Raw genomic sequence first — 25,775 nt, 5'->3', positions numbered from 1 at the left:
TCACAGCTTTTCGACGGGGGCGTACCGCAGCACCAGCCGCTTCGGCCTGGCGTCCCCGAAGTCGATCGTGGCCGTGGCCTTGTCGTCCACGCCGTCCAACGAGACCACCGTGCCCAACCCGAACTGGTCGTGGGTGACCCGGTCCCCCACCGCGAGGGCGATCACCGGCTTCTCCGACACGCGTCGGGTCGCGAACCCGGAGGCACCGGACGCGGAGGTCCGTGACCTCGTACGGGACAACGAACCCGCGATGCCCGCCGCCGGGCCGGAGACGGACGGCGCCGCCCCGCCCGTCCGCTTCCACCGCAGATGGGTCTCGGGGATCTCCTCCAGGAACCGCGACGGCGGGTTGTAGGAGGGCTGGCCCCAGGCACTGCGCAGGGTGGAGCGGGTCAGGTACAGCCGCTCGCGCGCCCGGGTGATGCCCACGTACGCCAGGCGGCGCTCCTCCTCCAGTTCCTTCGTCTGGCCGAGGGCCCGCATGTGCGGGAAGACGCCGTCCTCCATGCCGGTGAGGAACACCACCGGGAACTCCAGGCCCTTGGCGGTGTGCAGGGTCATCAGGGTGATGACGCCGGAACCGTCGTCCTCGTCGGGGATCTGGTCGGAGTCGGCGACGAGGGCGACCTTCTCCAGGAACTCGGCAAGGGTGCCCCCGGTCGGGCCGGCCGCCTCGCCCTCCGCCGCAGCGGCTTCCGCCGCGGCGCCCCGCTCCTGCTCGAACTCCAGGGCGACCGCGGCGAGTTCCTGGAGGTTCTCGATCCGGGTCTCGTCCTGCGGGTCGGTGGAGGACTGGAGTTCGGCGAGGTACCCGGTGCGTTCGAGGACGGCTTCCAGCACGGTGGCCGGGCCCGCCCCGGACTCCACGATGGTCCGCAGCTCCTCCATCAGCGTGTTGAACCGCCGCACCGCGTTGGTGGACCGGGCGGCCATCCCGTACGCCTCGTCCACCCGGCGCAGGGCCTGCGGGAAGCTGATCCGCTCGCGCTGCGCGAGGGCGTCGATCATCGCCTCGGCCCGGTCCCCGATGCCCCGCTTGGGCACGTTCAGGATGCGGCGCAGCGGTACGGAGTCCTCCGGGTTGGCGAGCACCCGCAGGTACGCGAGGACGTCCCGGACCTCCTTGCGCTCGTAGAAGCGGACCCCGCCGACGACCTTGTACGGGAGGCCGACGCGGATGAAGACCTCTTCGAAGACGCGGGACTGGGCGTTGGTGCGGTAGAAGAGGGCGACGTCGCCCGCCTTCGCCTCGCCCGCGTCGGTGAGCCGGTCGATCTCGTCGGCGACGAACTGCGCCTCGTCGTGCTCGGTGTCGGCGACGTAGCCGGTGATCGTCGCGCCCGCGCCCGCGTTGGTCCACAGGTTCTTGGGGCGGCGGCTCTCGTTGCGTTCGATGACGGCGTTGGCGGCGCTCAGGATGGTCTGCGTGGAGCGGTAGTTCTGCTCCAGCAGGATCGTCCTGGCGTTCGGGTAGTCCTCCTCGAACTGGAGGATGTTGCGGATGGTGGCCCCGCGGAAGGCGTAGATCGACTGGTCGGCGTCGCCCACGACGCACAGCTCGGCGGGCGGCAGCTCGTCCGCGCGGGGCGGCTCGTCCTCGGCGCGGGTGCCGCCGGCGGGGCCGACCAGCTCCCGGACGAGGGCGTACTGGGCGTGGTTGGTGTCCTGGTACTCGTCGACGAGGACGTGCCGGAAGCGGCGGCGGTAGTGCTCGGCGACGTCCGGGAAGGCGCGCAGCAGGTTGACCGTCGTCATGATCAGGTCGTCGAAGTCGAGGGCGTTGGCCTCGCGCAGCCGCGACTGGTAGAGCGCGTACGCCTGGGCGAGGGTCCGCTCGAAGCCTCCCCCGCCGTCGGTGCCGGCGGCCTGCGCGGCGAAGTCCTCCTCGTCGATCAGCTCGTTCTTGAGGTTGGAGATCTTCGCGCTGAAGGACTTCGGCGGGTACCGCTTGGGGTCGAGGTCCAGATCGCGGCAGACCAGGGCCATCAGCCGCTTGGAGTCGGCCGCGTCGTAGATCGAGAACGAGGAGGTGAAACCGAGCTTCTTCGACTCGCGCCGCAGGATGCGCACGCACGCGCTGTGGAAGGTCATCACCCACATCGCGGCGGCCCGGGGGCCCACCAGGTGCTCGACGCGCTCCTTCATCTCGCCCGCGGCCTTGTTGGTGAAGGTGATCGCGAGGATCTCGCCGGGGTGCGCCCTGCGGGCGGCGAGGAGGTGGGCGATGCGGTGGGTGAGGACGCGGGTCTTGCCGGAGCCGGCGCCCGCGACGATGAGCAGCGGGGAGCCCGCGTGCACCACGGCGGCGCGCTGTTCGTCGTTCAGGCCCTCCAGCAGGGACGCCGGGTCCACCGGGGGGCGCGGGGCGCCGTCGCGGTAGTGCGTGTCCCGGTGCACCGGGGCGTCGAAGCGTCCGCCGAACAGGTCGTCCGGGATCTCCTCCGGACCGTGGTCCTCGGGCGGCGGGGGCTGCTCGTCCGCTGCGGGGCGCGGGGGCTGGAGTCCCGCGAGGAAGTTGTCGTCGAAAAGGCTGCTCATCGCCTCCCGAGTCTAGGCGGCACCACCGACAACCGGGACCGGTCCCGGGAACCTGCTGGTCACGGACCTGCACATGGGCGAGGATGGCGTCCATGCCCGTAGTGACCCTCCCTTCGCAGGTGTTCGAGCCAGGCCGGCCCCAAGGCGGGGCGTCTGGAGAAGGGCTCGAACGATGGCACATTCACCTCATCGGCGATGGAAGGGCTGCTGTGCGTGGTGCGCACCGCATGCGGTGCGCGGGGTCGGGCGCTCGGCGAAGGATCCGTTCGCTGTGCGGCGGCTCCTCGGCAAGTCGCGGCGGCTGACCCGCGGGGACCTGGGCGGCGACCAGGGCTGATCCCCGCGTCTCCCCGTGCCCCTGATCGGGTGCGTCCCGGTGGGCGTGCGCTGCGCGGCTCGGTGCGCCGTCGTTCCGCGCAGTTCCCCGCGCCCCTGGATTGGGTGCGTTCCGCTGGGGGTGCGCTGTTCGGTCGGGGTGCGTCCCGGTGTTGCGCAGTTCCCCGCGCCCCCAGCGGGTGCGTCCCAGTGGGGGCACGGGGTTCGGTACGGGTGCGCTGTTGTTCCGCGCAGTTCCCCGCGCCCCTCTATCAGGTGCGTTCACCTGGAGGTGCGCTGTCCCGTGCAGGTGCGCGGTGGGATTCGCGCAGTTCCCCGCGCCCCTCTATCGGGTGCGTTCACCTGGGGGTGCGCTGTTCGGTCAGGGTGCGTCCCGGTGTTGCGCAGTTCCCCGCGCCCCTGGATTGGGGCGCTTCTCGACGCTGTCGTCCGCCCCCGGTACGGGCCCGGCAGGGACGCCGGCAAGCTGCCGCGGCCAGGCGGGCCCCGACAGGGGCGCGGGGAACTGCGCGAGCAACCCAGACGAACCCGCAGGCAAGCCCCCGACCAAGCCGACCCGACGATCAGGGGCGCGGGGAACTGCGCGACAGCTCAGCGCACCCGTGCCGGACCGCGCACGCCCAGCGGAACGCACCCGAATCAAAGGGGCGCGGGGAACTGCGCAGCAGGAGGACGCACCCCGACCGAGCAGCGCACCGCCGGGTGAACGCACCTGATCAGGGGCGCGGGGAACTGCGCAAACCCCCCGCGCACCCGCACGGGACAGCGCACCGCCAAGGGGGACGTACCGGGAGGGGTCGCGGGGAGACTGCGCGGGACTAAGTCCAGAGCACTGCGATGAACACGTTCGCCGTGGTGAGCCCACCGACCAACGCGAACAGCCCCTTGTCGACGCCCTCGTCGTCCCGCTTCACGTACACGAGCCCGAGGATCACCACGAGCAACGCCAGCTTCACGCCGATCTTGACGTTGTCGACGGTGTTGCCGTCGGCCTGGTTGAGGCCGACCAGCGCGACACCGGTGACCAGCATGGTCAGCGCACCGTGCAGCATCGCGGGGGTGTAGCGGGCCGTGCCCCCGCCCATCGCCTTCATCTGGGTGAGGAACCCGCCCAGCAGCGCGGCGATGCCGATGATGTGGAGGCCGACGACCAGATGGATGAGTACGTCCATGGGGCGGACTCTAACCGGGGCGTTCCGCTCGCTTCCGGCCAGGTGACCCTAAGCGGACCAGGACGTTCCCGACGCCCGCCATACCACCGGGCACTCCCCTGGGACCCCCCTTCCGCCACTTCGGTCACACCTGCCCGAAAGGGATCAACCCACCACTCCCGGCGGTCGCGTCCGGTCAGCGGGCGGGCGCGACACGAACAGCTAAGGACAATGCGCGATGGGGCCGTCACCTTGCGTCATACCTTCCTTGACCAGCACTCGCCGGGCACCACCGGCGACCCCGCCCGCCGGCCGGCCGCCGCCCCGGGCGGCCCGAAGAGAGGACCCGGCACCCCGTGGCAGCGCACCGCAAGAAACCGAGGAAGCGCCCCTCGTACGGCACGGCGCTGCGCCGGGCCGTGACCCTGGCGCTCGCCGGGGCCGCCACGGCGACCACCGGCGTCCTCGACGGCACCGCAGGCGCCGACCCCGGGTCCCCGGCGGAGCAGGTCAAGGACGAGGTCGACCGGCTCTACCGGGAGGCCGAGGTGGCGACCGAGAAGTACCTCGGGGTGAAGGAGCGGACGCGGACGGCCCAGGGCGCGTACGAACGGCTCCAGGACGAGGCCGCGCGCCGCACCGACAAGCTGAACTCCGCCCGTCGCACCCTCGGTTCGTACGCCGCGGCCCAGTACCGGGAGAGCGGCATCGACCCGGGCGTGAAGCTCGCGCTGTCCGCCGACCCGGACCGGTACCTCGCGGGGACCGCCCTCGCCGACCGGGTGGGCGACCGTCAGGCGCGGGCCGTGGAGGAGGTCCGGCGGGAGGCGGCGGGGCTGGAGCGGCTGCGGGAGGAGGCCGGCGACCAGCGGGACCGCGTCACCCGGCAACGGGCCGAACTGCGGCGGCACAAGAAGGCCGTCACCGACAAGCTGGGTGCGGCGCGGCGGGTCCTGTCCCGGCTCACCGCCGCGGAACGGGAACGGGTGGCCACCGCCGGCACCGCGCCGGCCACCGGTCCCGTCGCACCCGTCACCGGTGGCTCGGCCCGGGCCCGTGCGGCGATCGCGTTCGCGCAGCGGGCGATCGGCAGCCCGTACGTCTGGGGGGCCACCGGGCCGCGCGCCTTCGACTGCTCGGGGCTGACCCAGGCCGCGTACCGGGCGGCCGGGGTTTCCCTCCCGCGGACCACGTACACGCAGGTCAACGCCGGGCGGCGGGTGGGGCGCGACGAACTGCGCCCGGGCGACCTGGTGTTCTTCTACCCCGGGGTCACCCACGTCGGGCTGTACGTCGGGGACGGTCGGATGATCCACGCGCCCCGGCCGGGCTCCACGGTGCGGATCGCCTCCGTGGACGAGATGCCGTTCGCCGGGGCGACCCGCGTCCTCTGACCACCCCGTCCGCCGTGGCGGTCAGCCCGGGCCGTGGGGGTCAGACCAGGCGGCGGGCGGTGGCCCAGCGGGTCAGCTCGTGGCGGTTGGACAGCTGGAGCTTGCGCAGCACCGCCGAGACGTGCGACTCGACCGTCTTGACGGAGATGAACAGCTGCTTGGCGATCTCCTTGTACGCGTAGCCGCGGGCGATCAGCCGCAGCACCTCGCGCTCCCGCTGGGTCAGCCGGTCCAAGTCCTCGTCGACCGGCGGGGCGTCGGTGGAGGCGAAGGCGTCGAGCACGAACCCGGCGAGCCGCGGGGAGAACACCGCATCGCCCTCCTGGACCCGGAACACCGAGTTGATCAGGTCCGCCCCGGTGATCGTCTTGGTGACGTAGCCGCGGGCGCCGCCCCGGATCACTCCGATCACGTCCTCCGCCGCGTCCGACACCGACAGCGCGAGGAAGCGCACCGGGGCCTGCGGGTCGGACATCAGGGAGGAGCAGCGGCGCAGCACCTCGACGCCGCCGCCACCGGGCAGGTGCACGTCGAGCAGGACGACCTCGGGTCGGGTCGCCGTGATCACGGTGACCGCCTGGTCGACGTCGGCGGCCTCGCCGATGACCTCGACGCCGGTCGTTTCGGTGCGGCCGATCTCGGCCTGCACGCCCGTGCGGAACATCCGGTGGTCGTCCACGAGCACGACCCGTACCCGGCGCCCGTCCGCCGCCGTGCCCTCGTTCGCCCCGGTCACGTCGCTCATGACGTCCTCTCCGCCCTCTCCATCGTCAACTCGACCTCGGTGCCGCCGTCGGGCACCGCACGCAGTCGCGCGGTGCCGCCGTTGCGCTGCATCCGGCCGATGATCGACTCCCGCACGCCCATCCGGTCGGCGGGCACCGCGTCCAGGTCGAAGCCCGGGCCGCGGTCGCGGACCGAGACGAACACGCTGTCCCCCTCGACCTCGGCGAACACCTGGACGGCGCCGCCCTCGCCACCGTACTTGGCCGCGTTCACCATCGCCTCCCTCGCGGCCTGCATCTGTGCGGTCAGTCGGTCGTCCAGGGCGCAGTCGCCGACGACGACGACCTCGATGGGGACACCGTGTTTGTCCTCGACCTCGGCGGCGTGCCGACGGACCGTGTCGGCGACGTTGCCGGGGCCCTCCGCCTCCTCGTCGGCCCGCCCGCTGCCCTCCGGCTTGTACAGCCAGGCCCGCAGGTCGCGTTCCTGGGCGCGGGCGAGCCGGCGGACCTCGCCGGCGTTCTCCGCGTTGCGCTGGATCAGGGTGAGGGTGTGCAGCACCGAGTCGTGGACGTGCGCGGCGACCTCGGCGCGTTCCTGCGCGCGGATGCGCATGGTGCGCTCCTCGGACAGGTCCTGGGTCATGCGGACGAGGTAGGGGCCGGCGAGCAGGGCGATGCCGACGAGGACGGCGAGGGACGCCTGGAGGATCGAACCGAGGTGGGCCGCGGAGCCCTGGAGCACGAAGATGCCGGTGACGCCCGTACCGACCAGGAGGACGCCGGCGGCGGACCGGGCGAGGGCGAGGTTGCGGCCGCGGCGGGTGGCCTCCGCCCAGCGGGCCCGGCGGGCGTTGTCGGCCTGCCGCCAGACCAGGGCGACGCCCGCGCCGACCAGCAGCGTCGGCCACAGGTACGCCTTGGCGGTGGTGCTCAGGTCGACGCTGCTGACGAACATCATCGCCACCAGGACCAGGGCGAGCAGCGCGACGATCTGCCCCTTGTCGGGCTTGCGGGCCACCAGGCGGCGCCGTCCGTCCGCGGAGACCTCGGTGGTCAGCGGCGGGGGCCGCTCGGCGTCGACGCCGCCGACCCCGAGGGGGACGAAGAACCAGAACGCGGCGTACAGCAGCGCGCCGAGCCCGTCGGCGGTCAGCAGGCCCGCGAAGACGAGACGGACCCAGACGACCGGCAGCCCCAGGTGTCCGGCGAGTCCCCGGGCCACCCCGCCGAGCAGGCGGGCGTCGCCGCTCCGGTACAGCTTGCGCGGGGAGCGTGGTTCGTCGACGGTCGCCGTCGCTGCTTCGGGCATGCCCCGATCGTCACACGTCCCGCGACGGCCGAACATCAGGGTCCGACCCTAAGACGCCCCTGACGCCCCTGACGCCCCCGCGCCGGACCGCGCCGGGCGGTCCCGGAGGCCGCGGCCCGGGGGATATCAGGGTCGGACCAGGGTCGCCGCGGGTCCCGCCGGGGCGCGGCGACCGTCACCATGGACCCATGACCGAGCAGCAGGACGCCACCCGGCCCGCGGGCCCGGGGCCGGGCGGCGCGACGGACGCCCCGGACCGACCACCGGCCAGGTTCCGGCGCGACCGCGAGCACAAGACGCTCGGCGGCGTCTGCGCGGGGCTCGGCCGGCACTGCGACATGGACCCGGTGATCTTCCGGGTCGTCCTCGCGGTGCTGAGCGTGGCGAGCGGTCTGGGCCTCATCTTCTACGGGTTCGTCTGGCTGTTCGTCCCGCTGGACGGCGAGGACGAGAGCGAGGCCCGTCGGATGCTCACCGGTCGGGTCGACGGCCCCGCCCTCACCGCGGTCGTCTTCGCCCTGGTCGGCTGCGGGCTGTTCCTGTCCATGCTGAACAACGGCACGTTGATCACCTCCGGCGCCACGCTCGCCCTGCTGCTGGCGGGCGCCGGGTACTGGTCGCGGCAGCGCGACACCCCGGACCCCGATCCGCTGGCCGCGCAGGCGGTGGCCGACGCTCCGCCGGAGACGACGGCGCCGCCCGTCCCGGGTTCCGGGCCCTGGTGGCGGGACCGGCTCGACAAGGACGGTTCGCCGGGCGGCAGCACCGGCTACCTGTGGGCGCCGCCGGACTCCGTGCCCGGGACCGCCACTGCCGGCAAGGAGTCCGGCGCCGGCGCTCCCGGTGCCGCGGGGCGCCGTCCGGGGCCGGTGGGGGGCCGGCTGATCAGCGGTTGGGTGACGTCCGCCGCCACCGCCGCGGGGACCCTCGCCACCGTGGCGACCTGGGAGGACTCCGCGCTGACGGTCAGTCTCCAGACGGGTCTCGCGGTGGCCCTCGCGATCTTCGGCCTCGGCATCGCGATCAGTGCGTTCCTCGGGCGCACGGGCCCGGGGACGGTCGTCCTCGCCGTGGTCACCGCGGTCCTCCTGGGCGTGGCGACCGCCCTGCCCGACACGATCACCACCCACTGGCTGCGCACCACCTGGGCCCCGGGCAGCGCCGCCGCGGTGGCCCCCCGCTACGACCTGGGCACCGGGGTCGGCACCCTGGACCTGCGCAAGGCGTCGCCCGCCGCGGGCCGGACGGTGACCTCGGACGTCACCGTCGGCGCCGGCCGCCTCAGGATCATCGTCCCGGACGACGTACGGGTCTCCCTGAAGATCACCGTCGCCCTCGGCGACATCCAACTGCCCGGCGAGGGACAGCACGACGTGGACGTCTCCCCCAGCAGGTCGAGGACCGTGACACTGGAACCGGTCCGGGCCACCGAGGACCCCGGCACCTTCGCCCTGACGCTCGACGTCGCCCTCGGACAGGCGGAGGTGGACCGTGCGGCATGAGTTCCAGCCGGGCCGGCTGATCGCGGGGCTCGTCCTGATGCTGGCCGGTGCGCTGTTCCTCGCGGACGCCACCGGGGAGGCCGAGCTGCCCTGGTACGCGCTGCCGCCGATCGTCGGGGGCGGTCTGGCCCTCGCCGCGGCGACCGGGATCGCGACGATGCTGCTGCGCCGTCGCCGTCGCGAGAACGGTGACCGCACCGGCTCGGACGGCTGAACCCGGGCGCTCCGGTTCGGAAACGGTCGCCCGGCGAGTGAGTCACGCCACGTTTCCGTACGTATGGTCCGGTGGAGGGCCCGCTACGGCCCTCGCGCACGTCTCCCGGACCAGGAGCGCGAAAGGCGGCGGCACGATGGCGCATTCGACGATGACGGGCTACGACAGCACGGGTGATCCCCACGACGACGGGGGGTACGGCGGCTGGCGGGCCGTCGCCGCCCGGTACTCGTTGCTCCCGCTGCGGCTGTTCCTCGGGGCGACCTTCGTGTACGCCGGGATCGACAAGTTGACCGACGACGCGTTCCTCCGTGAGACGGGGGTGGGGTCGATCGGGGACCTGATGCGCAACGTCCGGGACGGCTCGGCGGTGCCGTCCCTGGTGGACTTCGCGTTGGGCGACCCCGTGTCCTTCGGGTACGCCATCGCGCTCGGTGAGGTCGCGGTGGGCGTCGGGGCGCTGGTGGGGCTGTTGACGCGGGTGGCCGCGGTGGGGGGTGCGCTGATTTCCCTCAGCCTTTGGCTCACCGTCAGCTGGAACACGACGCCGTACTACTACGGCAACGACCTCGTCTACCTGGTGGCGTGGACTCCGCTGGTCCTTGCGGGGGCGGCGGTGGCGTCGCTCGATGCGCGGGTTGCGGCGGCGCGCTACCGGTGAGGGTTCCTGGCGGGTCCGTTTCGCCTGACGGGGTCCGTTCACCTGGCGGTGCGCTGCTCCGTGCGGTGCGCTGGGCTGTTGCGCAGTTCCCCGCGCCCCTTTCGGGGCCGACTGGTCGGGAGTTCGTCCGCGGGTGTGCGGGGCCCGGTCCGGGGCGGGCGGACGACGGCGACGGGAAGCGCCCGAGATCCAGGGGCGCGGGGAACTGCGCAAACCCACCGCGCACGCGCAGCCGAACGCACCGGACAGGGGGCGCGGGGAACTGCGCGAAACGGCAGCGCACCCGCACGGGACAGCGCAGTACTCAGGGGCAGTCACAGGGGCAGGCCGTGGGGCCCTCCCACACACGGAGCCGCAGCGGCGGCCCCTGCACCCCGCTGTCGAGGCGGTACCAACTCGTCCCGTGACAGTGGTGCTCCCGGAGACCGAAGATCCTCGCCTTCACACACGGAGCGCAGGGCACTCCTTCGGGTACGCAACGCCGGTGGAGGTCCAGCGTGCAGCCCGGGCCGGACGGCGAGAACCGCAACCGCTGCGTACGGGCGTGCCACCAGCGAATGGGCCCCTCGCACCGTGCGCAGTGGCGGCGGACCCGGCTCACGTGCGGACCCCCACCGCGACCGTCTCCGAACCGGCCAGCGCGGCCAGCGCCCGCAGCACGAGCACCAACCGTCGCTCCCCCAGCTCCCCCACCCGCGCCAGCGAGATCGGCGAGCGCTGCGCCACCCCCAGCACGAAGAGCAGGAACACCGATTCCGCGTCCGACAGCTCACCGATCAGGCAGTGCCGGCGTGCCAGCCGCTCCCAGTCACACGCGAGCCGTCCGTCCTCCTTGACGACGAGTGCCAGCCGCACCTGGTCCCGCGTCAGCAACTCCCCCTCCGCGACCAGCGCCCCCACCGCGACGCGGTCCGCGAGCTTCCGCCCCCGCGCCCACTCCACCAACAACTCACCCAGTGTCGGCGGCCTCTCCTCCACCACGTCCTCTCCCCTCACCACGCCCACGCTTGTACCGTGCTCCACGTCGGCTCTCCCTGTTCGGTCGGTCGGCCACGCCCCGGGACCGCGCGCACGGTCGCCGGGGCTCCTGCGATTCACCAGACTGGGGGCAGCACAAGGCCCCGACTATCAGGCGTTGTTGATAGTCAGGGCCAAGGATTCACGCGACGTGTTCGCCTAGTAGCCGAGCCAGGATCCGAACGACAGGAAGTCGCCGGGCAGACGCCGCTTGGCCGACTCCAAGCCCTGGTAGGTCTGTCGTACCGTGGGCGAGTACCGGGCCTGCTGCGGAGCGGCCTTACGGGACCGAACCAAGCTCCGGAACGCCCCGTCGATGTCGCCGGTCCACAGCTGTGACTGGGACAGTTCGGCGAAGTGGTGACTCGTCCGCGAGGAGGGCCAGTCACCGGGCAGCGACAGGTCCGCCCCGGCCCGGACCGCGGCCTCGTACTCGTTGGCCTCGGCCAGCACGCTGACCCGGTGCACCGCCACGTTCGCGGGGCCGAACGCGAGCCACCACACCTTCACCGCCTCACCCGTTCCGGTGGCGATGCGCTCCGCCTCCGCCAGGTGCTCCTTCGCGCCGGTGAGGTTCTGTGACCGTCCCGCGATGACCGCGGCGCCCAAGTGCAACTGTCCCGTGACCACCGCGCGTTCCCGTCCGTCGTCCGCCTGTCCGACCGTCTCCAAGCCGAGGGTCACCAGGCGCCGACCGGTCTTGTACTGCCCTGCCCTCAGGTACGACAGAGCACGCATGTAGCGGCTGATGCCGCACACCACGGCGCTCGATGCCCGGCCTGCCGCCCAGTCCATCCGGGTCAGCGCCAGTGCGGCCAGATCGGGGTACCCCAGCTTCGTCGCCACGTCGTAAGCGGTGCGATAGGCGCTGGCCAGGGTCAGCCAGTCCTCGGACGCGGCACCCGCGTGGGCGGCGGTCGTCGCCTCCTCGATCAGAGCGGCCACGCGCGAAGCAGCCCGCTTCAACTGCCCGGCCCGGACGGACACGCACAAGCCTTCGGCCTCCGCCGCGAGCCGCTCACGCGAGCGGGGCGCGACGTCGGGGTCCACTCCGAGGTCGTACAGGTCCAGGGCCTCACGAATCGGCAGGATCAGTATGTCCAGTTCATCGGCCCGCAGTTCAGCGACGTACGGCTGCCCGTTGAGTGTGCTGACGTCGACCCGGAGGGCCCGGGCGAGACAGCTGAGGACGTACGGGGTCGCGGGGATGACTCCCTGCTCGGTCTTGGTCAGCGTGGAGTAGGCGACCCCCGAGACATCGGACAGTGCCTTCTGGGTCAGCTGCCGCTCCAGGCGGTGACGCTTGATGCGGGCTCCGGTGTGATCCTGCGGACGTGCGGACATACTGGGCTCCGTTCCGGCGAGATGCCAAAACGGTACCGGGAGCCCTACGGGTCGGCCCCATATCCAATGTTGCGACTGCTTGACGGGTGGTCAGGCCCCTGCCCACTGGGCAAATGCGGAAACCGCCTCGTCGTTGCCCCGGGTGAGCCTCATCAGCGTCCCGGCGGTGTGTCGTGCCGTGGGGTGGAACCGGGTGTGCGCGGGAGAGATCCGACGGGCCGCCGTCAGGTCCACGAACGCACCGCCCCGGTCACCCTCGGCAAGTCGGGCGGCGGCTACGTCGATGTGGTGGTGCGACGCCCGCTCGGCGGCGAGATCGACCGGCAGCTCCCACATGTCCTGCCCCTGCTCGGCGCCCCACTCACGCAGGCGCGCCAGTGCCTCGCCCGTGCCACCGACGTCGATCAACGTGGCGATCTCGTGGATGCGCACGTTCGTGGGGCCGAACGACATCTCGTAGTGCGTGCTGTCGCCACCGAGCACCCCCGCCGCCGCTCGTGCGTCGGCCAGCCGTTCCCACGCGCGTTCCGGCTTCCCGTCACGTGCTTCGACGACCGCCAGCTTCAGGAGCACCGCTCCCTGGACCGCGAGTTGCGCAGTCGTCAGCGCGCGTTCCGGCGCCAACCGCTCGATCTCCTCGACCAGCGCCTCCAGCAGCTTGCGCGCGGAGCCGAGGGCGCCGAGCCGCAGCATCGCACCAGCCTTCAAGTAGGCGGCCGTGACCTGCATCAAGGAGTCTCCGGCCCGGTCCGCCGCCCAGTGGACCCGCTCCACCGCGGTCAACGACAGGTCGTGGTAGCCCAGCTTGTGAGCCAGCGAGTTCGTCGCCCGGTAGCCGCGGGCCAGCCATCCGAACGCCCGCCGCTGCTCTTCGCCCGTGGACGTCAGCGCCACGTGCGTCAGCTCGGAAAGCAGTGCCGGCAAGGGCGGACCCATGGCGACGTACTGGCCGTCCTGACGCAACCGGGACAGCCGCTCCGTCTCGATGGCGAGGGCCGACAGCGACCGGGGCGCCAGGACCTCGTCATCCGGATGGTCGTAGGTCAGGCAGATCCTGCGCAGCTCCGGAATCACGGCCTGAACGGCGTGTTCGGACTCGGCGCCGTTCATGTACGGCTGCCCCGTGAGCCGATCGGGCCCCACCCGCAACTCACCGGCGATCCGGGTGAGAAGAGCAGGTGACGGGGACCGGTCTCCCGATTCGATCTTCTCCAACAGACTGGTACTGATCGCGACTCGCGTCGCCAGCTGGCGAACGGTGAGGTGCCGCATCTTCCGCAGCTGACGTACACGCTGACCGACATGGATGGTGCCCATGGGACCCCCTGTAGGTGAACCGGAGGCCAGCCTAAGCCGACCCGGTTGCTCGACCGCCGCCCGAACGTGAACTCTCACCCCCGTTCCCCGCACGACCGGATCGCGCAGAACGCCCACCCGAGCGAACGACCGCTAGTCCAAGGGGCGCCAAGCGAAGTCGTCGCCGTGGCGATCCACGTGGCCGAAGACCACGTCCGCGAAGTGGACGCCGAAGCCGATCGTGTCGGGTTCGGCCAGTTCCGCGAGGAGCCGACGACGGCGCTCCGCCGCGCGGACGGGATCGTGGTCGAAGACGGTGGACCACGCGGGGTGGGCGACCTGGATCGGGGAGTGCAACACGTCGCCGAAGGCGATCAGCCGCTGAGCGCCCGAGGTGATGACGTACTCGGCGTGGCCGGGCGAGTGACCGCCGGTGACCCGTACCCGTACGCCCGGGAAGACCTCCTGCCCGTCGGCCACCGTACGGACGTACGGGGCCAGGCCCGCGGCCTCCGGCTCCTGGAGGAGGTCGCGCCGGGCCCATTCCGGTTCGGACACCAGGTAGTCGGCACCGGCGAAGGCGGGGCGGCCGGCGCCGGGTGCGGAGTGCCAGGCCCAACCGGTGTGATCGGGGTGCAGATGGGTGAAGGCCACCGCCTCGATCTGCGCGGGGCCGCGGCCGAGCCGGGCCAGGCCGTCCAGGAGCGCGCCCCCGTGGATCGCGCCGAGCGGACCGTCCGGCGCGGGCGGCCATGACCTCGGCCCGAAGCCCGCGTCGATCAGCAGCGCCCGGTCGCCGTTCTCCACCAGGAGGCCGCCGATGCTCGCCACCAGGCTGCCGGACTCGTCCAGGTACTCGGGGTGGGCGGCCCACACCTCGTCGTTCGCGTCGGGGATCAGGTCGCGCGGCCTGAGCCGCACCGCTCCGTCCGGCACGTAGGACACCTTCGTGTCGCCCAGCCGTAACGAACGGGGGCCGGCCGGCCTCCGTAGCCGCTCGCCGTCCCGGTCCCTCGTGGAATGCGTCATCTACGTCTCCGCTGCTGCGTTCTGACGGACCGTCATCGCGCCTCGTGGAGGCGACGGTAACGACCATAAGCATCAAGATAGAATCATGCAAGCTAGAAATATTCTTGCTTGATGGACTTGTTAGAGTGGACTCCATGACGACGCCCTCGGAGCCGCCCGCCCTCGCCGAGCGGGACCTGTGCTGCCTGGTGAACGGGCTGGCCCAGCAGATCGCCGAGCACACCCGCGACTGCGCCGTCACCCTGGGCCTCACCGGGGCCCAGGCGACCGCACTGCGCGAGATGGCCGGGCCGATGACCATGCGGGAACTGGCCGAACGCATGAGCTGCGAGCCCTCCAACGCCACCTTCGTCATCGACAAGCTGGAGAAACAGGGCCTGGTCGAACGCCGCGCGCACCCCACCGACCGCCGCGCCAAGTGCCTCGTCCTCACCCCGGCGGGCAGCGCCGCTCGCGAACGGCTCCTCGAACTCCTCGTCCAGAACTCACCGTTGGCCGGTCTCGACCCGGAACAACAACGGTCCCTGCGCAGCCTGCTGGAGCAGGCGATCACGCGTTCCTAGTCGGCGTCGACACAGGGGGTACGGGTGTCCGTGCACGAGATCGAGGACCTGGTCGCGGACTCGGTCCGGGCCCTGGACGACCGTGCCGAGCCGGGCGATCCGCGCGTCCGGGGCTGGTTCGCGACGCTGTACCGGTTCCAGAGCGGGTACGACTGCTCGTTCACGCACTTCCGGGTGATGGACGCACTGCTGCGCCGCGGGTACGCGTACCGGTTCCCGGTCGAGCGGCACCCCGACCACGCCGCACGGCCCGAACGCTTCCACGCGCTGACCGAGTTCACCGGCCTGCGCACCTTCGACGAGGACGCCCCCGACTTCGCGGGCTACGACTCCTGGCTCGAAGACGGGTACGTGGACCCGCCGTTCCTCTACTGCGACGCCGGCACCGCACTGTGGCGGCGCATGGTCGCCGCCGGCGCGCTCGTCGGCGCCGACGCCGTCCCGCCGGACCGCACCCCGCTGATCGAGGTGGTCCGGGAGGTCGCCGTCGCCGCCGAGGAGGCGCAGCACCACGAACTCGTCGCCACCTGGTACGCGCTCGGCTGCGCCACCCTCCTCGGTGGCCCCGCCGGCTGCCCCTACGACGTCGCCGAACTCGCGGAGCTGCCCGCCGTACGGGACCTGCGCGCCGTGGTGCGCCGCACCGGCACGCTCCCCCTCGCACGCCGGTCACCCCTCGCGGTGCCCGTGGAGTTCGCCGAGGACCACGACCTCGAAGCCTGGTGGTGGCAGCTCTAGGCGCAGCGGGGGCGGTAGGCCGTGGCCCGTACGCCGAAGAGGGCGACGCCGTCCGGCGTCGCCCTCAGCGCTTCCCCGTCACAGGAAGCAGTGGTGCAGGTTGCTCAGGAGTGCCGTGCGGTCGTCCTACGCAGCCGGGTTGGCGCCCGTAGGACGGGTCGGCCAGGTCGGCCGAGTTACCGCACGGGCCGTCGTCCCCGTCAGCGCACGTCGACGAAGTCGGCCGCCGAGTTCACCGCACCCGTCGTGGTGGAACCGCCGTAGGTGAAGCGGTAGTGGCCGTCGGACGACGCCTTGACCGTCGCGTTCACCCGGCCCCGGCTGTCCGCCGCCACCGTCTTCACCGTCTGCCAGCTGCCGCCCCGCTTCTTGAACTGGAGCTTCACCTGGTCGGCCGCGAACCCGGCGTACCACTGCTTGTCCCAGCTCACCCGGGACAGCGCGCCCTTCACCGTGAGGTTCGCGCCCCGGCGCACCGGCTCCGGCGTCGCGTCCGCCGACAGCCGCGCCGCCCGCTTCAGGTAGTGGGTCGCGTAGTTGGTGAGGGTCCCGGCCGGCATCTCACCGTGGTCGGTGGCCTCCAGTGCGAAATTCCACTTGCCCGCGTTCGCGTCGTCGAGATCGTAACGGGCCTCCCTCGCGTTCGGGTTGGCGGAGAACTTCACCACGCACTTCACCTTGGTCCACGTGACGCGTTCGCAGTTGCGGGGGTCGCTCTCCTCGGGGACGTACATCCACTGCCTGCGGTCGAACTCGTAGTAGCTCGGCCCCCGCCACAGGCCCCCCGTGACGAACCAGAGCCCCCCGGGGTGCTCCGCGGTGAACGTGGCCTCGACGGTCTTGGACTGGAGGCCGACCACCGTTTCCTTGCCACCGCGCACGGTGAAGTCGGTGATCTTCAGGTCGTCCGCCGGGTCGGCGGCCACCGGTCGGACGGGCCGGTCCTCCGCGTGGGCGACGGGCACGACAACGACACCCAGCGCCAGAGCGCCGGTCACCAGTGCTATTGCGGCACGGCTCTTCATACGGTTGTCCTGTCGGTACGGGCCCCGCCGCCGTACGCCACCCCGTGCTTGCAGTTTCCAGGGCGTACGGCCACGGGACCGATGGTCGTGGTCGGACGGGCGGAGTCGCCGGGTCGTCCGGTGCTCCGCCCCGCCCCCGGACCGCGTGGACCGGGGGCAGTACTCACGTGCGTTCTTTACCGCGCGTGTTGGACGTCAGCGGACGTCAGCGGACGTCGATGGCGTCGGCGGGCGAGGTCGCCTTGCCCGTCGTGGTGGAACCGCCGTAGGTGAGGCGGTAGCTGCCGTCGACGGACGCCTTGACGGTGGCCTTGACCTTGCCCCGGCTGTCGGCGGACACCGTCTTCACGGTCTGCCACGCCCCGCCCGTCTCCTTGAACTGGAGCTTCACCTTCCCCGCCCCGCCCCCGAAGCCGTCGTACCGGTGCGTGTCCCAGTTCGCCCGGGTCAAGGTGCCCTTCACCGTCACGTCCGCACCCCGCCGCACCGACTCCGGCGACGCGTCCGCCGTCAACTTCGCCGCCCGCTTCACGCTGACGTCGCTGTAATGGATGTCCTCCGCGACGACGACGGTCCGGCCGGGGGCGTCGAGTTCCCGGAAACCACCCCCGGCGGTCTTCCAGACCCCGGCGTGCTTGTTCTGGAGGTCCAGGTGGGAACTGCCGGAGTGGGACTTCGGGTGGGCCTCGAAGACGAACCGGCAGGTGGCCGAGGTCGCGGTGTACTCGCACGGGGCGGGGCGCGCCTCGTACGAGGTGATCAGCGTTTTCGAGGTGAGGTAGAGGCCCTGGTACAGGGCGGCGGCGGTCTGCTCGACACCGCCCTCGTCCCAGGCGCTCACCTCGACGGAGAACTTCTTCACCGAGGTGCCGACCACCACGTCCGCACCGCCGTTCACGATGATGCCGGTGAGCTTGCCGGTCGCCACGTCGGACGCCGAGGGCGCCCCGGACGGGCTCGGTCCTCCGCCGTCGGCCTGGGCGGACGGAACGGTCAGGGCCGAAAGGGCCAGAACGCCGCTCACGACGGCGATCGGGGCACGCATACGCATCAAGAACTCTTCCCCACGTAGTCGGAACTGTTCGGTCGTCGGGTCGACGCACCGCCCTCCCGTGGTCACGGTGCGTTACCGGTCGGCGCCCGTCCGGCTGGTCGCGGAGTCCATCGACTCCACCGGAACAGACCGTCCGACCTTCCCAACGGTTGTACGGGCGTGTGGAGTTGGTCTTATCCTCCACCGCCCCCCTGGGAGTGCCAGGGTCGAGCACTCTGGTCACCGCGCGTACGCGGTGCCGGACGTCAGCAGACGTCAGCGGGCGTCAGGGCGCCTCAGCGGACGTCGACGACGTCGGCGGGCGAGGTCGCCTTGCCGGTCGTGGTGGAACCGCCGTAGGTGAGGCGGTAGCTGCCGTCGACGGACGCCTTGACGGTCGCCTTGACCTTGCCCCCACTGTCGGCGGACACCGTCTTCACGGTCTGCCACGCCCCGCCCGCCTTCTTGAACTGGAGCTTCACCTTCCCCGCCCCGCTCCCGAAGCCGTCGTACCGGTGCGTGTCCCAGTTCGCCCGGGTCAAGGTGCCCTTCACCGTCACGTCCGCACCCCGCCGCACCGACTCCGGCGACGCGTCCGCCGTCAACTTCGCCGCCCGCTTCACGTAGTGGGTGGCGAACTTCTCGTCGACTTCGATGAGCGTGCTGTCGTAGGTCAGTGACGCCGCCACGTTCCAGCGGCCCGCGTACTCGTTGTTGAGGTCGGTGTCGGGCACGTCGCCCTTCGGGTCGGCGACGATCGGGACCACGCAGGAGGAGAAGCGCAGGACGATGTTCTTGCAGAAGCGCGGCACGGTCCCGTCGTCGTTGACCTGCGGCGCCAGGACGCGCTCCGCCGACTCGACGCCCGCGCCGCCCCGCCACAGGACCACGGTGCCGTTCTTGATCTCCCTGTGGTACTTCGCGGTGAACGTGGCCTTGAACTCCTTCGGGGAGACGCCGACGACCAGGTCCTTGCCGTCGTTCACCACGAAGCGGTCGATGTTGTCGTCCAAGGGGCCCGGCTCCTGCGCCGCAGCGCTGGACCGCGCGGACGAACCGGCGGACCGGTCGTCCGCGTGTGCGGCGGGAACCGCGAGGGCGGTCAGGGTCAGGGCTCCGGTCGCGAGCGCGATGAGGTTATGGGTCTTCATGCATGGTTCCTGTCCGTGTGGGCCGACCGCCGCGCACGCCGCCTGGTGCCTCCGGCGCGCGTCGGCGGGGCCGAAACGTGGGGCGGAGCAGCCGGGATGCGGAACTCCACGGCCCCTGGGCAGTTTCGTCCGGGCTATCTGATCCCTCGTCAGGCCGTGTCGTCAACTGACGCGCAGCCAGGGGGATCGAGGGTCAGCTCCCGTACGCGCCACCCAGACGGGGGGGTCGGTTGCGTGGTCAACCGGGGGCGATCGAGGCGATCGCCTGCACCGCGCTGACGGCTCGGGCGGCGCCGACGAGGGTCCGTACGGGGCCGTCGTGGTGGACTCCACGACCGGGCGCGTTCACCGGCACCCGGCCGGGTCCCGTAGGGAGGGGGACGGGGGCTGTGTGCCGGGCGACCATGCCATCGGCCGGTCCCGCGGCGGGCCGACCACGAAAATCCCCCTCGCCGCCGACGGTCACCGCCCTGCGCGGGTACTCGTTCTCACCGCCGGACCGGCCTCGGACGCGCCGCCGTCCACCGAAGCCGCCGAAGCCGAAGTCAAAGCTGAAAGCTGACGCCGAAGCCGGCTAGTCCGCCGCGACCTCGATGGTCGTGCGGTTGGTCTCGATGCCGGCCGCGGTGATGACCTGGACGTCCACCCGTCCCGGTTCGACCTCGGCGGGGACCGGGACGGTCAGGACCCCGTCGGACGGGTTGGTGAAGCCGCCCGGGATCGGGATCAAGGGCACGTGGACGTTCACCGGGCCGATGCGGACCACCAGTCGGGTCAGCGACTCGGCGTCCTGGCCGCCGGGCGGGACGAAGCCGGCGCCGCGGATCTCGATGTCGTCGCCCGCGCGGATCGGCGAGTCGAGGTCGCCGGCCTCCCGGGAGCGCACCACGGAGTGGATGATCGGGCGCCCGCCCTCCGCGTACTTCCCGGCGAGGTACGTCACGGCCGAGACGAGGACGAGGACGGCCAGGCCCCAGGGCAGGTCGGGGAAGCGCTCCGGGCGCCGGCCCAGTCGGACGGCCGTGAAGACCAGGGCCACGCCCGTCACCAGGACGTACTGGACGTCGGTGAAGCTGCCCCGCCCGGAGTCGTCGGTGAGGAGGTCCGCGGCGCGGGGCCGCAGCGCCCGTACCTTCTGGAGCCGCTGCCCCAGCACCCGGACCGAGACCACCCGGCGGACCAGCACGGCGACCGCGCACAGCACCGCGACGACCGTGAGCGTGCCGGCGCCGCGGGCGAGCGCCAGGCCGTCGATCAGGGCGTCCCGTTCGGCGTGCCCGGAGGCGCCGGCGAGTTGCCCGGCCAGCACCAGCACCGCGTACCCGATGAACAGCACCCACGCCCCGGCGACCGCGCGGGAGGTGGAGAGGCGGTTGTCCTCGCCGATCAACGGGGCGAGGACCCCGCCGCTGGCCCGGTGGACCCGGGCCGCCAGGGTGAGCAGACCGGCGACCAGGACCGTGGCGACGAGCCCCGCGGTGCGGACGGTGTTCCAGCCGGTGCCGAAGGCCGTGAAGGTCTGGACGACGAGCAGGGCCCCGGTCGCGCCCCACACCACGGCGAGGGTGCGCGGCCACAGGGACGCCCGCCAGGACGTGCCGGCGGCCCGGCCGCGGGCGGCCACCACCTCGGCGGACTGGGTGAGTTCGTCGGACACCCACTGCCGGGTGGCCCCGGCGGAACGGGCGACGGCCGCGGGCAGCCCCCGCCCGGCGGCCAGTTCGTCGCGTTTGGCGAGGAACGCGGCGACCGCGCGCCGGTGCCCCTGGCGCGCGCCGTGCGGGCAGTCCCCGCACGCACAGCCGCCCTCGTGCGTGTCCCGCCCCGCGTCCGTCAGTGCCACCGCGCCCACTCCGCTTTCCCCGTACGTCCCCGCGTCGCCGCCGGCTTTGATCGTGCTCCGCGCTCGCGTCCGCGCACGCACGGGAGTTGACCCGTACGTGGACGCAAGTTCCTTGTGATGAACGAGAATTGTGCCCTACCCGGGCGGACTCCGAGGGCCCCGGGCACCCCCCGAACGGGAGCGGACCGGGTGTCCGGCTTGACCGGAGCGCGCGTTTTCCGCCGCGATCGAGGTCCGTACGGGTTCGTCCGGTACGCGGGATTGCGCCGTTGCGTCGCCCGTGGGTGTTCATCGTCGCTGGTGAGGCGGTTGCGCCGGGCCCGTGTGCGGGTGGTGGACGCGACGCACCGCGCTGTGTTGGAAACGGAACGCAACCGTTTCCGGGGGTCGCGGGGTCGCGGAGCCGATCGGTGGACGTTCAGGAATACCGGACAGGAGCTGTCGGGTATTGGGGGGACAGTGGCGGCATGCGAGAGACATCCCCACCGAGCCGCTGGGCCGCGTTCGCCGCAGCCGCACCCGAGCTGGCGGCAGCGACCCAAGCACGGTTCGCCGCCCACACCCACCACACGCTCGCGACCCTCCGCCGGGACGGGTCGCCCCGGACCTCCGGCATCGAGGTCCAGTTCCGGTACGGGGAGCTGACGATGGGCATGATGCCGGACTCCGTGAAGGCACGGGACCTGCTGCGCGACCCCCGCTTCGCGCTCCAGGCCAACCACGGGTCCGGCGCGGGGGAACTCGCCCAGGGGGACGTACGGGTCGCCGGGCGGGCGGTCGAGGTGGTCGACGCCGACGAGCTGGCACGGTTCCGAGCGGAGGTGGGGCCGCCGCCCGGGCCGTTCCACCTGTTCCGTACCGAGGTCACGGAGGTCGTGCTGACCACCGTCGAGGACGAGCAGTACCTGGTGGTCGAGTTCTGGACGCCGGCGGCCGGGGTGCGGAGGCGGCGCCGGACGTGACCCCGGCGCGCGACCCGCGCGACCCCGACGAGGAATGACCGTGTGGGCACCGCTCCGCCCTGCTAACGTCTCCGCCATGAAGCGCGCTGCGATGACGACGACGCCGGAAAGTGTCCCGGCGCGCTGACAGACGATCTGATCCGAAGCCCCGGGGCACGTGCCCCGGGGCTTCGTCGTCGGCCCGGTCACGTGCCCCGCACCCAGCGAGGAGACCGCGATGACCACCCGGCACGACCACCGCAAACTGGGCCGTGAGCTGAACCTGTTCGACACCGACCCGCTGATCGGCGCCGGCCTGCCGTACTGGCTGCCCGACGGCGCGACCGTACGGCACACCCTGGAGGAGTACGTCCGTGACGCCGAGCGGCGGGCGGGCTACCAGCACGTGTACTCACCGGTGCTCGGCAAGCGGGAGCTGTACGAGATCTCGGGGCACTGGGCGCACTACAGCGACGACATGTTCCCGCCGATGGACCTCGGCGGGGAGCAGGTCGTCCTGCGCCCGAGCCTGTGCCCCCACCACGCGGTGATCTACCGGTCCCGCTCCCACAGCTACCGCGAACTGCCCCTGCGCATGGCGGAACTGGGCGGCATGTACCGCTCCGAGCTCTCCGGCGTGCTCGGCGGGCTGACCCGGGTGCGGGCCATCCAGCTCAACGACGCGCACGTCTTCTGCACCCTGGACCAGGTCGCCGGGGAGGCGCGGGCGGCGCTGGAGATGATCCGCCGGGCGTACGAGGCGCTCGGCATCACCCCGACCCGCTACCGGCTCTCCCTCCCGGGCCCCGGCGGCAAGTACGTCGCCGCGCCCGAGAAGTGGCAACGGTCCACCGCCCTGCTGACCGACGTCCTCGACGGCTCCGGCCTGCCCTACGAGGCGGCCGAGGGAGAGGCCGCGTTCTACGGTCCCAAGATCGACGTCCAGGTCACCGACGGCGCCGGCCGGGAGTCCACCCTGTCCACCGTCCAGGTCGACTTCCACCAGCCCGAACAGTTCGACCTGCACTACATCGGCGCGGACGGCGCCAAGCACCGCCCGGTCATGGTCCACCGCAGCATCATCGGCAGCGTGGAGCGAGCCGTCGCCCACCTCGTCGAACAGCACGGCGGCGCCTTCCCCGCCTGGCTCGCCCCCACCCAACTGGTGGTCCTCCCGATCTCCGACGCCGAACTGCCGAACGCCGAAGCCCTCGCCCGGCGCTGCACTGCTCTCGGGCTGCGCGCCCGGGTCGCGGGACCGGACCGCGGCAGCCTGGGCGCCCGGGTCCGCGAGGCCCGCCTGGTTCCCTACCAGGCCGTGATCGGCGCCAAGGAGGCCGCTGACGAGTCCGTCGCCCTGCGCCTGCGCGACGGACGCCGACTCGACCCGCGGCCGGTCGCCGACGCACTGACCCGCATCAGCGCTCTGGTCGGGGCCCACAGCACCGAATTGTGGGCCGACGCCACCTCGTAGCGGGCGTCCTCGCCTCAACCAGGCCGGGGTGCGGAGGCGGGGCCGGACGGGACGCGTCAGATCGGCAGGTCCCAGCCGGGCCCGTCCGCACGGCCGAGCCACACCCGCTGACCGGCGGCCGAGACCGTGAGGCCGAACGCCTCCTGCCCGGGTTCGTCGGCGGACTGCCAGCACTGCACGGCCCGTTCGACCCGGTCCCACAGCCGCACGGGCCCGCGCTGCACGACGGTCCACCCGCCGTCGGGACCGGGAGCCGTCCGGGCCTGCGAACCGGTGGACACGTCCCACAGGATCTGCTCCGCCCCCGCCCCCAAGCGCTCGGCCGCGGGCGCCGCGAGCTGCGCGACCCAGGCACCCGTCCAGTCGTCGAGCTTCCCGGGGTCGATCCGGCTCGGGCGCTCGTCGCCGGGCAACAGGGCCAGCGTCGGGCGGGGCGGCCGGTCGTGCGGCCGGGCGATCATGAAGCTGGTGCATCCGGGCAGGAACCGGCCCGTGGCCTCCCCGGGACCGGTCACCTCCAGCAGGGCGAGGGCGTTGGCGTAACCCCACCCTGACAGGGTGACCAGAATCTTTCCGCCCGGCCGCACCTGGTGCAGCCACGGCAGCGGAACGTACCGGACCGCGCACGTGGCGATGAGCCGGTCGTACGGGTCCCCGTCCGGGTCGCCGCGCAGCCCGTCACCGAGGATCAGTCGCGGGGCGAACCCGGCAACCTTGAGCGCCGCGGCGGCAGCTGCACCGACCACCGGGTCGTACTCGATGCTGGTGAGCCGGGCGGACCCGAGACGGTGCGCACCCAGGGCGGTCGAGTACCCGGTTCCGGTGCCGATCTCCAGCACCCGGTGCCCCGCTTCGGCGCCGAGCTGCTGCCACATGCGCAACACCAGCGAGGGCAGGGTGGACGACGAGGACGGGGAACCGGACACGGCCCCTTCCGCTACGTCGTCGGGCCTGGTCCGGCCGTCCAGCTGAGTGATCAGCGTCCGGTCGGAGTAGATCCCTTCCAGCCATCCGGGCGTGCCCTCCCGCACCGGCCGGTAGCGGGTGGGGGCGCTGCCCGCCACCGGCGCGAAGTACGACCCCGTGAAGAGTTCCCGGGGCACCGACCGGGCGGCGCTGCTCCACTCGGGTTCCGTCAGGGTGCCGTCCTCGGTGAGTCTGTCCGTCAGGGTGTCGCGGAGCCGTGCCGATGTACTCACGTGTCGGGGCCTTTCTCCAACTGGTCGGCCAGGGCGCGGGCGATCGCCGAGGTGGCCTCCGCGGGCTGCCACGCCCATTGGCCGTTCGGGTTGCACTCCAGGAAGTACCAGTCGCAGCCGGCGGTGACGGCGAAGTCGAACGCACCGTAGGTCAAACGGAGTTCGGCGAGGTAGGTGACGACCGCCCGCGCGACCGGCTCCGGCACCTCGATCGGTGTGCACGTCATCAGGTCCTGACGGCGGCGCCAGTCGAGATCGGGGCTGTCGATCCGGACCCCGATCAGTCGACCGCCCACGGCGGTGACCCGCACGTCGAACGCCTTGTCCACCTTGACCTGGAACAGGTGCGGACAGACGGACACGGCGTCGGTGATCTCGGACCCGTTCACCTCACGGACCCACACGCTGTGCGGCTGGCCGTTCACTCGATAGGGGGAGTTCCACAACGGCTTGTAGACCACGGCGCCGTGCGAGGACGCGACGAACCGTCGAGCTTCCTCGGCGTCATCGGTCATCACCGTATTGGGCACCAGAAGGCCGCAGCGCCGTGCGGTTGACAGTTGCACGGGCTTGAACTCGGCCGCTCGGTTGTCCCACGGATGATTGACGTAGTGCGCTCCGGGCAGCGACGCGAGGACGCCGCCGGCACCCCAGAACGACTGCTCGGCAGCGAAGCGGCGGTTCTGGCCGTGCTGCTCCGACGGACCTTCGTAAGGAGAGGGTCGACGCGTCCACACCGACCGCACGTGGTCGAGGTCGAGCTCCCGACTTGCCGTGCGCAGAGCGCCCCGCTGGTCGCCCGTACGGAACGTGACGGTCAGCGAGGCGCCCGCGTGCAGGTCGACGCCGGGGTCGAGACGGACCGCCGGCACCCGGCGCTCGGCGAGCAGCCGCAGCACCACGTCCGCGGTCACGTCGTGGGGGTTGGTCAGCACCAGTACCGACCTGCTGCCGGCCATCAGTCGGAACTCTGGTCCTGGTCGTACGACTCAGTGGTGTCCGCGTCGGTCGCGCCGTCCGGACCGGACCCGTCACCGGGGGTGGTCATGGTGGGCGTCAACCCGCTCGTGCTGGTGCCGTGGCGGCCCAGCTCGACGGTCCGGCCGTGCTCGTCCACGGTCACCGCGATCTGCGTTTCGGGGTCGATCACTGGCGTGCACTGCGGAACCGCGGTGGTGCTCGTGTACGGCCCCATCCGCTGCGTGCCCCACGGCGCGCTGCTCTGCGTCATCTGTCCTACGCCTCCGTTTCCTGGTGTGGTGTCGGTAGTTCAACGACTTGGCTGAGCA

23 protein-coding genes are annotated in these 25,775 nt (G+C 72.2%); 8 read left to right on the top strand and 15 right to left on the bottom strand.

The features are described 5' to 3' along the window. Both pcrA and ACFYOU_RS19990 read right to left on the bottom strand, forming a co-directional pair. A complete protein-coding gene (gene pcrA / locus ACFYOU_RS19995; protein ID WP_391307174.1) occupies positions 1–2,538 on the bottom strand; it encodes a DNA helicase PcrA in 2,538 nt (845 codons plus the stop codon). Positions 2,539–3,692: 1,154 nt separating this feature from the next. Continuing rightward, positions 3,693–4,046 (bottom strand): hypothetical protein, encoded by a 354-nt coding sequence (locus ACFYOU_RS19990; RefSeq protein ID WP_391307172.1) that lies wholly within the window; start codon positions 4,044–4,046, stop codon positions 3,693–3,695. A gap of 335 nt (positions 4,047–4,381) precedes the next feature. Here ACFYOU_RS19990 and ACFYOU_RS19985 point away from each other — a divergent pair, with 335 nt between their 5' ends. Then, positions 4,382–5,419, top strand: coding sequence for an NlpC/P60 family protein (locus ACFYOU_RS19985; RefSeq protein ID WP_391307171.1), 1,038 nt, complete (start codon positions 4,382–4,384; stop codon positions 5,417–5,419). A 40-nt stretch (positions 5,420–5,459) separates the two neighbouring features. Here the strand turns inward: ACFYOU_RS19985 and ACFYOU_RS19980 are convergent, their stop codons facing one another. Both ACFYOU_RS19980 and ACFYOU_RS19975 read right to left on the bottom strand, forming a co-directional pair. Then, complete coding sequence (locus tag ACFYOU_RS19980) at positions 5,460–6,164, bottom strand: LuxR C-terminal-related transcriptional regulator (RefSeq protein ID WP_385493512.1); 705 nt, start codon at positions 6,162–6,164, stop codon at positions 5,460–5,462. After that, positions 6,161–7,456, bottom strand: a complete 1,296-nt coding sequence (locus tag ACFYOU_RS19975) for a PspC domain-containing protein (protein WP_391307170.1) — start codon at positions 7,454–7,456, stop codon at positions 6,161–6,163. The genes ACFYOU_RS19980 and ACFYOU_RS19975 overlap by 4 nt, the downstream gene beginning before the upstream one ends. 188 nt (positions 7,457–7,644) lie before the next feature. Between ACFYOU_RS19975 and ACFYOU_RS19970 the strand changes: the two genes are divergently transcribed. From ACFYOU_RS19970 to ACFYOU_RS19960, 3 genes are all read left to right on the top strand, one after another. Then, positions 7,645–8,958, top strand: coding sequence for a PspC domain-containing protein (locus ACFYOU_RS19970; protein WP_391307168.1), 1,314 nt, complete (start codon positions 7,645–7,647; stop codon positions 8,956–8,958). Next, positions 8,948–9,172, top strand: coding sequence for a hypothetical protein (locus tag ACFYOU_RS19965; protein ID WP_389767278.1), 225 nt, complete (start codon positions 8,948–8,950; stop codon positions 9,170–9,172). The genes ACFYOU_RS19970 and ACFYOU_RS19965 overlap by 11 nt, the downstream gene beginning before the upstream one ends. A 136-nt stretch (positions 9,173–9,308) precedes the next feature. Then, entirely contained in the window at positions 9,309–9,833 is a 525-nt protein-coding gene (locus ACFYOU_RS19960; RefSeq protein WP_391307165.1) for a DoxX family membrane protein, read from the top strand. Between the two features lie 597 nt (positions 9,834–10,430). Here the strand turns inward: ACFYOU_RS19960 and ACFYOU_RS19955 are convergent. From ACFYOU_RS19955 to ACFYOU_RS19940, 4 genes are all read right to left on the bottom strand, one after another. Further along, a complete protein-coding gene (locus tag ACFYOU_RS19955; protein ID WP_391307163.1) occupies positions 10,431–10,856 on the bottom strand; it encodes a hypothetical protein in 426 nt (141 codons plus the stop codon). A gap of 153 nt (positions 10,857–11,009) precedes the next feature. After that, positions 11,010–12,194: a helix-turn-helix domain-containing protein gene (locus ACFYOU_RS19950; protein WP_391307161.1), complete on the bottom strand. Its 1,185-nt coding sequence runs from the start codon at positions 12,192–12,194 to the stop codon at positions 11,010–11,012. 90 nt (positions 12,195–12,284) lie between these two features. Further along, positions 12,285–13,511, bottom strand: a complete 1,227-nt coding sequence (locus tag ACFYOU_RS19945) for a helix-turn-helix domain-containing protein (protein ID WP_391307160.1) — start codon at positions 13,509–13,511, stop codon at positions 12,285–12,287. Between the two features lie 132 nt (positions 13,512–13,643). Continuing rightward, complete coding sequence (locus ACFYOU_RS19940; protein WP_391307158.1) at positions 13,644–14,519, bottom strand: MBL fold metallo-hydrolase; 876 nt, start codon at positions 14,517–14,519, stop codon at positions 13,644–13,646. A 134-nt stretch (positions 14,520–14,653) separates the two neighbouring features. Here ACFYOU_RS19940 and ACFYOU_RS19935 point away from each other — a divergent pair, with 134 nt between their 5' ends. Both ACFYOU_RS19935 and ACFYOU_RS19930 read left to right on the top strand, forming a co-directional pair. Continuing rightward, a complete protein-coding gene (locus ACFYOU_RS19935) occupies positions 14,654–15,082 on the top strand; it encodes a MarR family transcriptional regulator (protein ID WP_391307156.1) in 429 nt (142 codons plus the stop codon). A 24-nt stretch (positions 15,083–15,106) separates the two neighbouring features. Next, positions 15,107–15,820 (top strand): hypothetical protein, encoded by a 714-nt coding sequence (locus ACFYOU_RS19930; protein ID WP_391307154.1) that lies wholly within the window; start codon positions 15,107–15,109, stop codon positions 15,818–15,820. 200 nt (positions 15,821–16,020) lie between these two features. On the opposite strand, the gene ACFYOU_RS19925 is transcribed toward ACFYOU_RS19930, so the two are convergent. The 4 genes from ACFYOU_RS19925 to ACFYOU_RS19910 form a co-directional block, all read right to left on the bottom strand. Beyond that, positions 16,021–16,845: a calcium-binding protein gene (locus ACFYOU_RS19925; protein ID WP_391307152.1), complete on the bottom strand. Its 825-nt coding sequence runs from the start codon at positions 16,843–16,845 to the stop codon at positions 16,021–16,023. Between the two features lie 205 nt (positions 16,846–17,050). Beyond that, on the bottom strand, positions 17,051–17,896 hold the full coding sequence (locus tag ACFYOU_RS19920) for a calcium-binding protein (RefSeq protein WP_391307150.1): 846 nt from the start codon (positions 17,894–17,896) through the stop codon (positions 17,051–17,053). A gap of 278 nt (positions 17,897–18,174) precedes the next feature. Continuing rightward, the gene (locus tag ACFYOU_RS19915) at positions 18,175–19,029 is read right to left on the bottom strand and encodes a calcium-binding protein (RefSeq protein WP_391307149.1); all 855 of its coding nucleotides are present in this window, start codon (positions 19,027–19,029) and stop codon (positions 18,175–18,177) included. 574 nt (positions 19,030–19,603) lie between these two features. Next, a complete protein-coding gene (locus ACFYOU_RS19910; protein WP_385493528.1) occupies positions 19,604–20,872 on the bottom strand; it encodes a hypothetical protein in 1,269 nt (422 codons plus the stop codon). A gap of 467 nt (positions 20,873–21,339) precedes the next feature. Here ACFYOU_RS19910 and ACFYOU_RS19905 point away from each other — a divergent pair, with 467 nt between their 5' ends. Beyond that, positions 21,340–21,834, top strand: a complete 495-nt coding sequence (locus ACFYOU_RS19905; RefSeq protein WP_391307148.1) for a pyridoxamine 5'-phosphate oxidase family protein — start codon at positions 21,340–21,342, stop codon at positions 21,832–21,834. 217 nt (positions 21,835–22,051) lie between these two features. Next, entirely contained in the window at positions 22,052–23,287 is a 1,236-nt protein-coding gene (gene thrS, locus ACFYOU_RS19900) for a threonine--tRNA ligase (RefSeq protein WP_391307146.1), read from the top strand. Positions 23,288–23,343: 56 nt separating this feature from the next. Here the strand turns inward: thrS and tgmC are convergent, their stop codons facing one another. The 3 genes from tgmC to tgmA are packed head-to-tail and all read right to left on the bottom strand — an operon-like array spanning position 23,344 to position 25,717. Then, entirely contained in the window at positions 23,344–24,486 is a 1,143-nt protein-coding gene (gene tgmC / locus ACFYOU_RS19895; RefSeq protein WP_391307144.1) for an ATP-grasp peptide maturase system methyltransferase, read from the bottom strand. Further along, entirely contained in the window at positions 24,483–25,445 is a 963-nt protein-coding gene (gene tgmB / locus ACFYOU_RS19890; protein WP_391307143.1) for an ATP-grasp ribosomal peptide maturase, read from the bottom strand. The genes tgmC and tgmB overlap by 4 nt, the downstream gene beginning before the upstream one ends. Further along, a complete protein-coding gene (gene tgmA, locus ACFYOU_RS19885) occupies positions 25,445–25,717 on the bottom strand; it encodes a putative ATP-grasp-modified RiPP (RefSeq protein WP_387000050.1) in 273 nt (90 codons plus the stop codon). Before tgmA ends, tgmB begins: the two co-directional genes overlap by 1 nt. Positions 25,718–25,775: the final 58 nt, after the last annotated feature.

The sequence above is a fragment of the Streptomyces sp. NPDC005955 genome, assembly GCF_042871255.1.
Lineage (GTDB): Bacteria > Actinomycetota > Actinomycetes > Streptomycetales > Streptomycetaceae > Streptomyces.
The sequence above is the reverse complement of the archived record's forward strand: the minus strand, read 5'-3'. Positions and strand labels throughout refer to the sequence as shown.

Excerpts from the sequence above, each read along its gene's own strand:
- pcrA (WP_391307174.1), bottom strand. The coding sequence starts at position 2,538 with ATGAGCAGCCTTTTCGACGACAACTTCCTCGCGGGACTCCAGCCCCCG.
- ACFYOU_RS19990 (WP_391307172.1), bottom strand. The coding sequence starts at position 4,046 with ATGGACGTACTCATCCATCTGGTCGTCGGCCTCCACATCATCGGCATC.
- ACFYOU_RS19980 (WP_385493512.1), bottom strand. The coding sequence starts at position 6,164 with ATGAGCGACGTGACCGGGGCGAACGAGGGCACGGCGGCGGACGGGCGC.
- ACFYOU_RS19975 (WP_391307170.1), bottom strand. The coding sequence starts at position 7,456 with ATGCCCGAAGCAGCGACGGCGACCGTCGACGAACCACGCTCCCCGCGC.
- ACFYOU_RS19970 (WP_391307168.1), top strand. The coding sequence starts at position 7,645 with ATGACCGAGCAGCAGGACGCCACCCGGCCCGCGGGCCCGGGGCCGGGC.
- ACFYOU_RS19960 (WP_391307165.1), top strand. The coding sequence starts at position 9,309 with ATGGCGCATTCGACGATGACGGGCTACGACAGCACGGGTGATCCCCAC.
- ACFYOU_RS19950 (WP_391307161.1), bottom strand. The coding sequence starts at position 12,194 with ATGTCCGCACGTCCGCAGGATCACACCGGAGCCCGCATCAAGCGTCAC.
- ACFYOU_RS19945 (WP_391307160.1), bottom strand. The coding sequence starts at position 13,511 with ATGGGCACCATCCATGTCGGTCAGCGTGTACGTCAGCTGCGGAAGATG.
- ACFYOU_RS19940 (WP_391307158.1), bottom strand. The coding sequence starts at position 14,519 with ATGACGCATTCCACGAGGGACCGGGACGGCGAGCGGCTACGGAGGCCG.
- ACFYOU_RS19935 (WP_391307156.1), top strand. The coding sequence starts at position 14,654 with ATGACGACGCCCTCGGAGCCGCCCGCCCTCGCCGAGCGGGACCTGTGC.
- ACFYOU_RS19925 (WP_391307152.1), bottom strand. The coding sequence starts at position 16,845 with ATGAAGAGCCGTGCCGCAATAGCACTGGTGACCGGCGCTCTGGCGCTG.
- ACFYOU_RS19920 (WP_391307150.1), bottom strand. The coding sequence starts at position 17,896 with ATGCGTATGCGTGCCCCGATCGCCGTCGTGAGCGGCGTTCTGGCCCTT.
- ACFYOU_RS19915 (WP_391307149.1), bottom strand. The coding sequence starts at position 19,029 with ATGAAGACCCATAACCTCATCGCGCTCGCGACCGGAGCCCTGACCCTG.
- ACFYOU_RS19905 (WP_391307148.1), top strand. The coding sequence starts at position 21,340 with ATGCGAGAGACATCCCCACCGAGCCGCTGGGCCGCGTTCGCCGCAGCC.
- thrS (WP_391307146.1), top strand. The coding sequence starts at position 22,052 with ATGACCACCCGGCACGACCACCGCAAACTGGGCCGTGAGCTGAACCTG.
- tgmB (WP_391307143.1), bottom strand. The coding sequence starts at position 25,445 with ATGGCCGGCAGCAGGTCGGTACTGGTGCTGACCAACCCCCACGACGTG.
- tgmA (WP_387000050.1), bottom strand. The coding sequence starts at position 25,717 with ATGACGCAGAGCAGCGCGCCGTGGGGCACGCAGCGGATGGGGCCGTAC.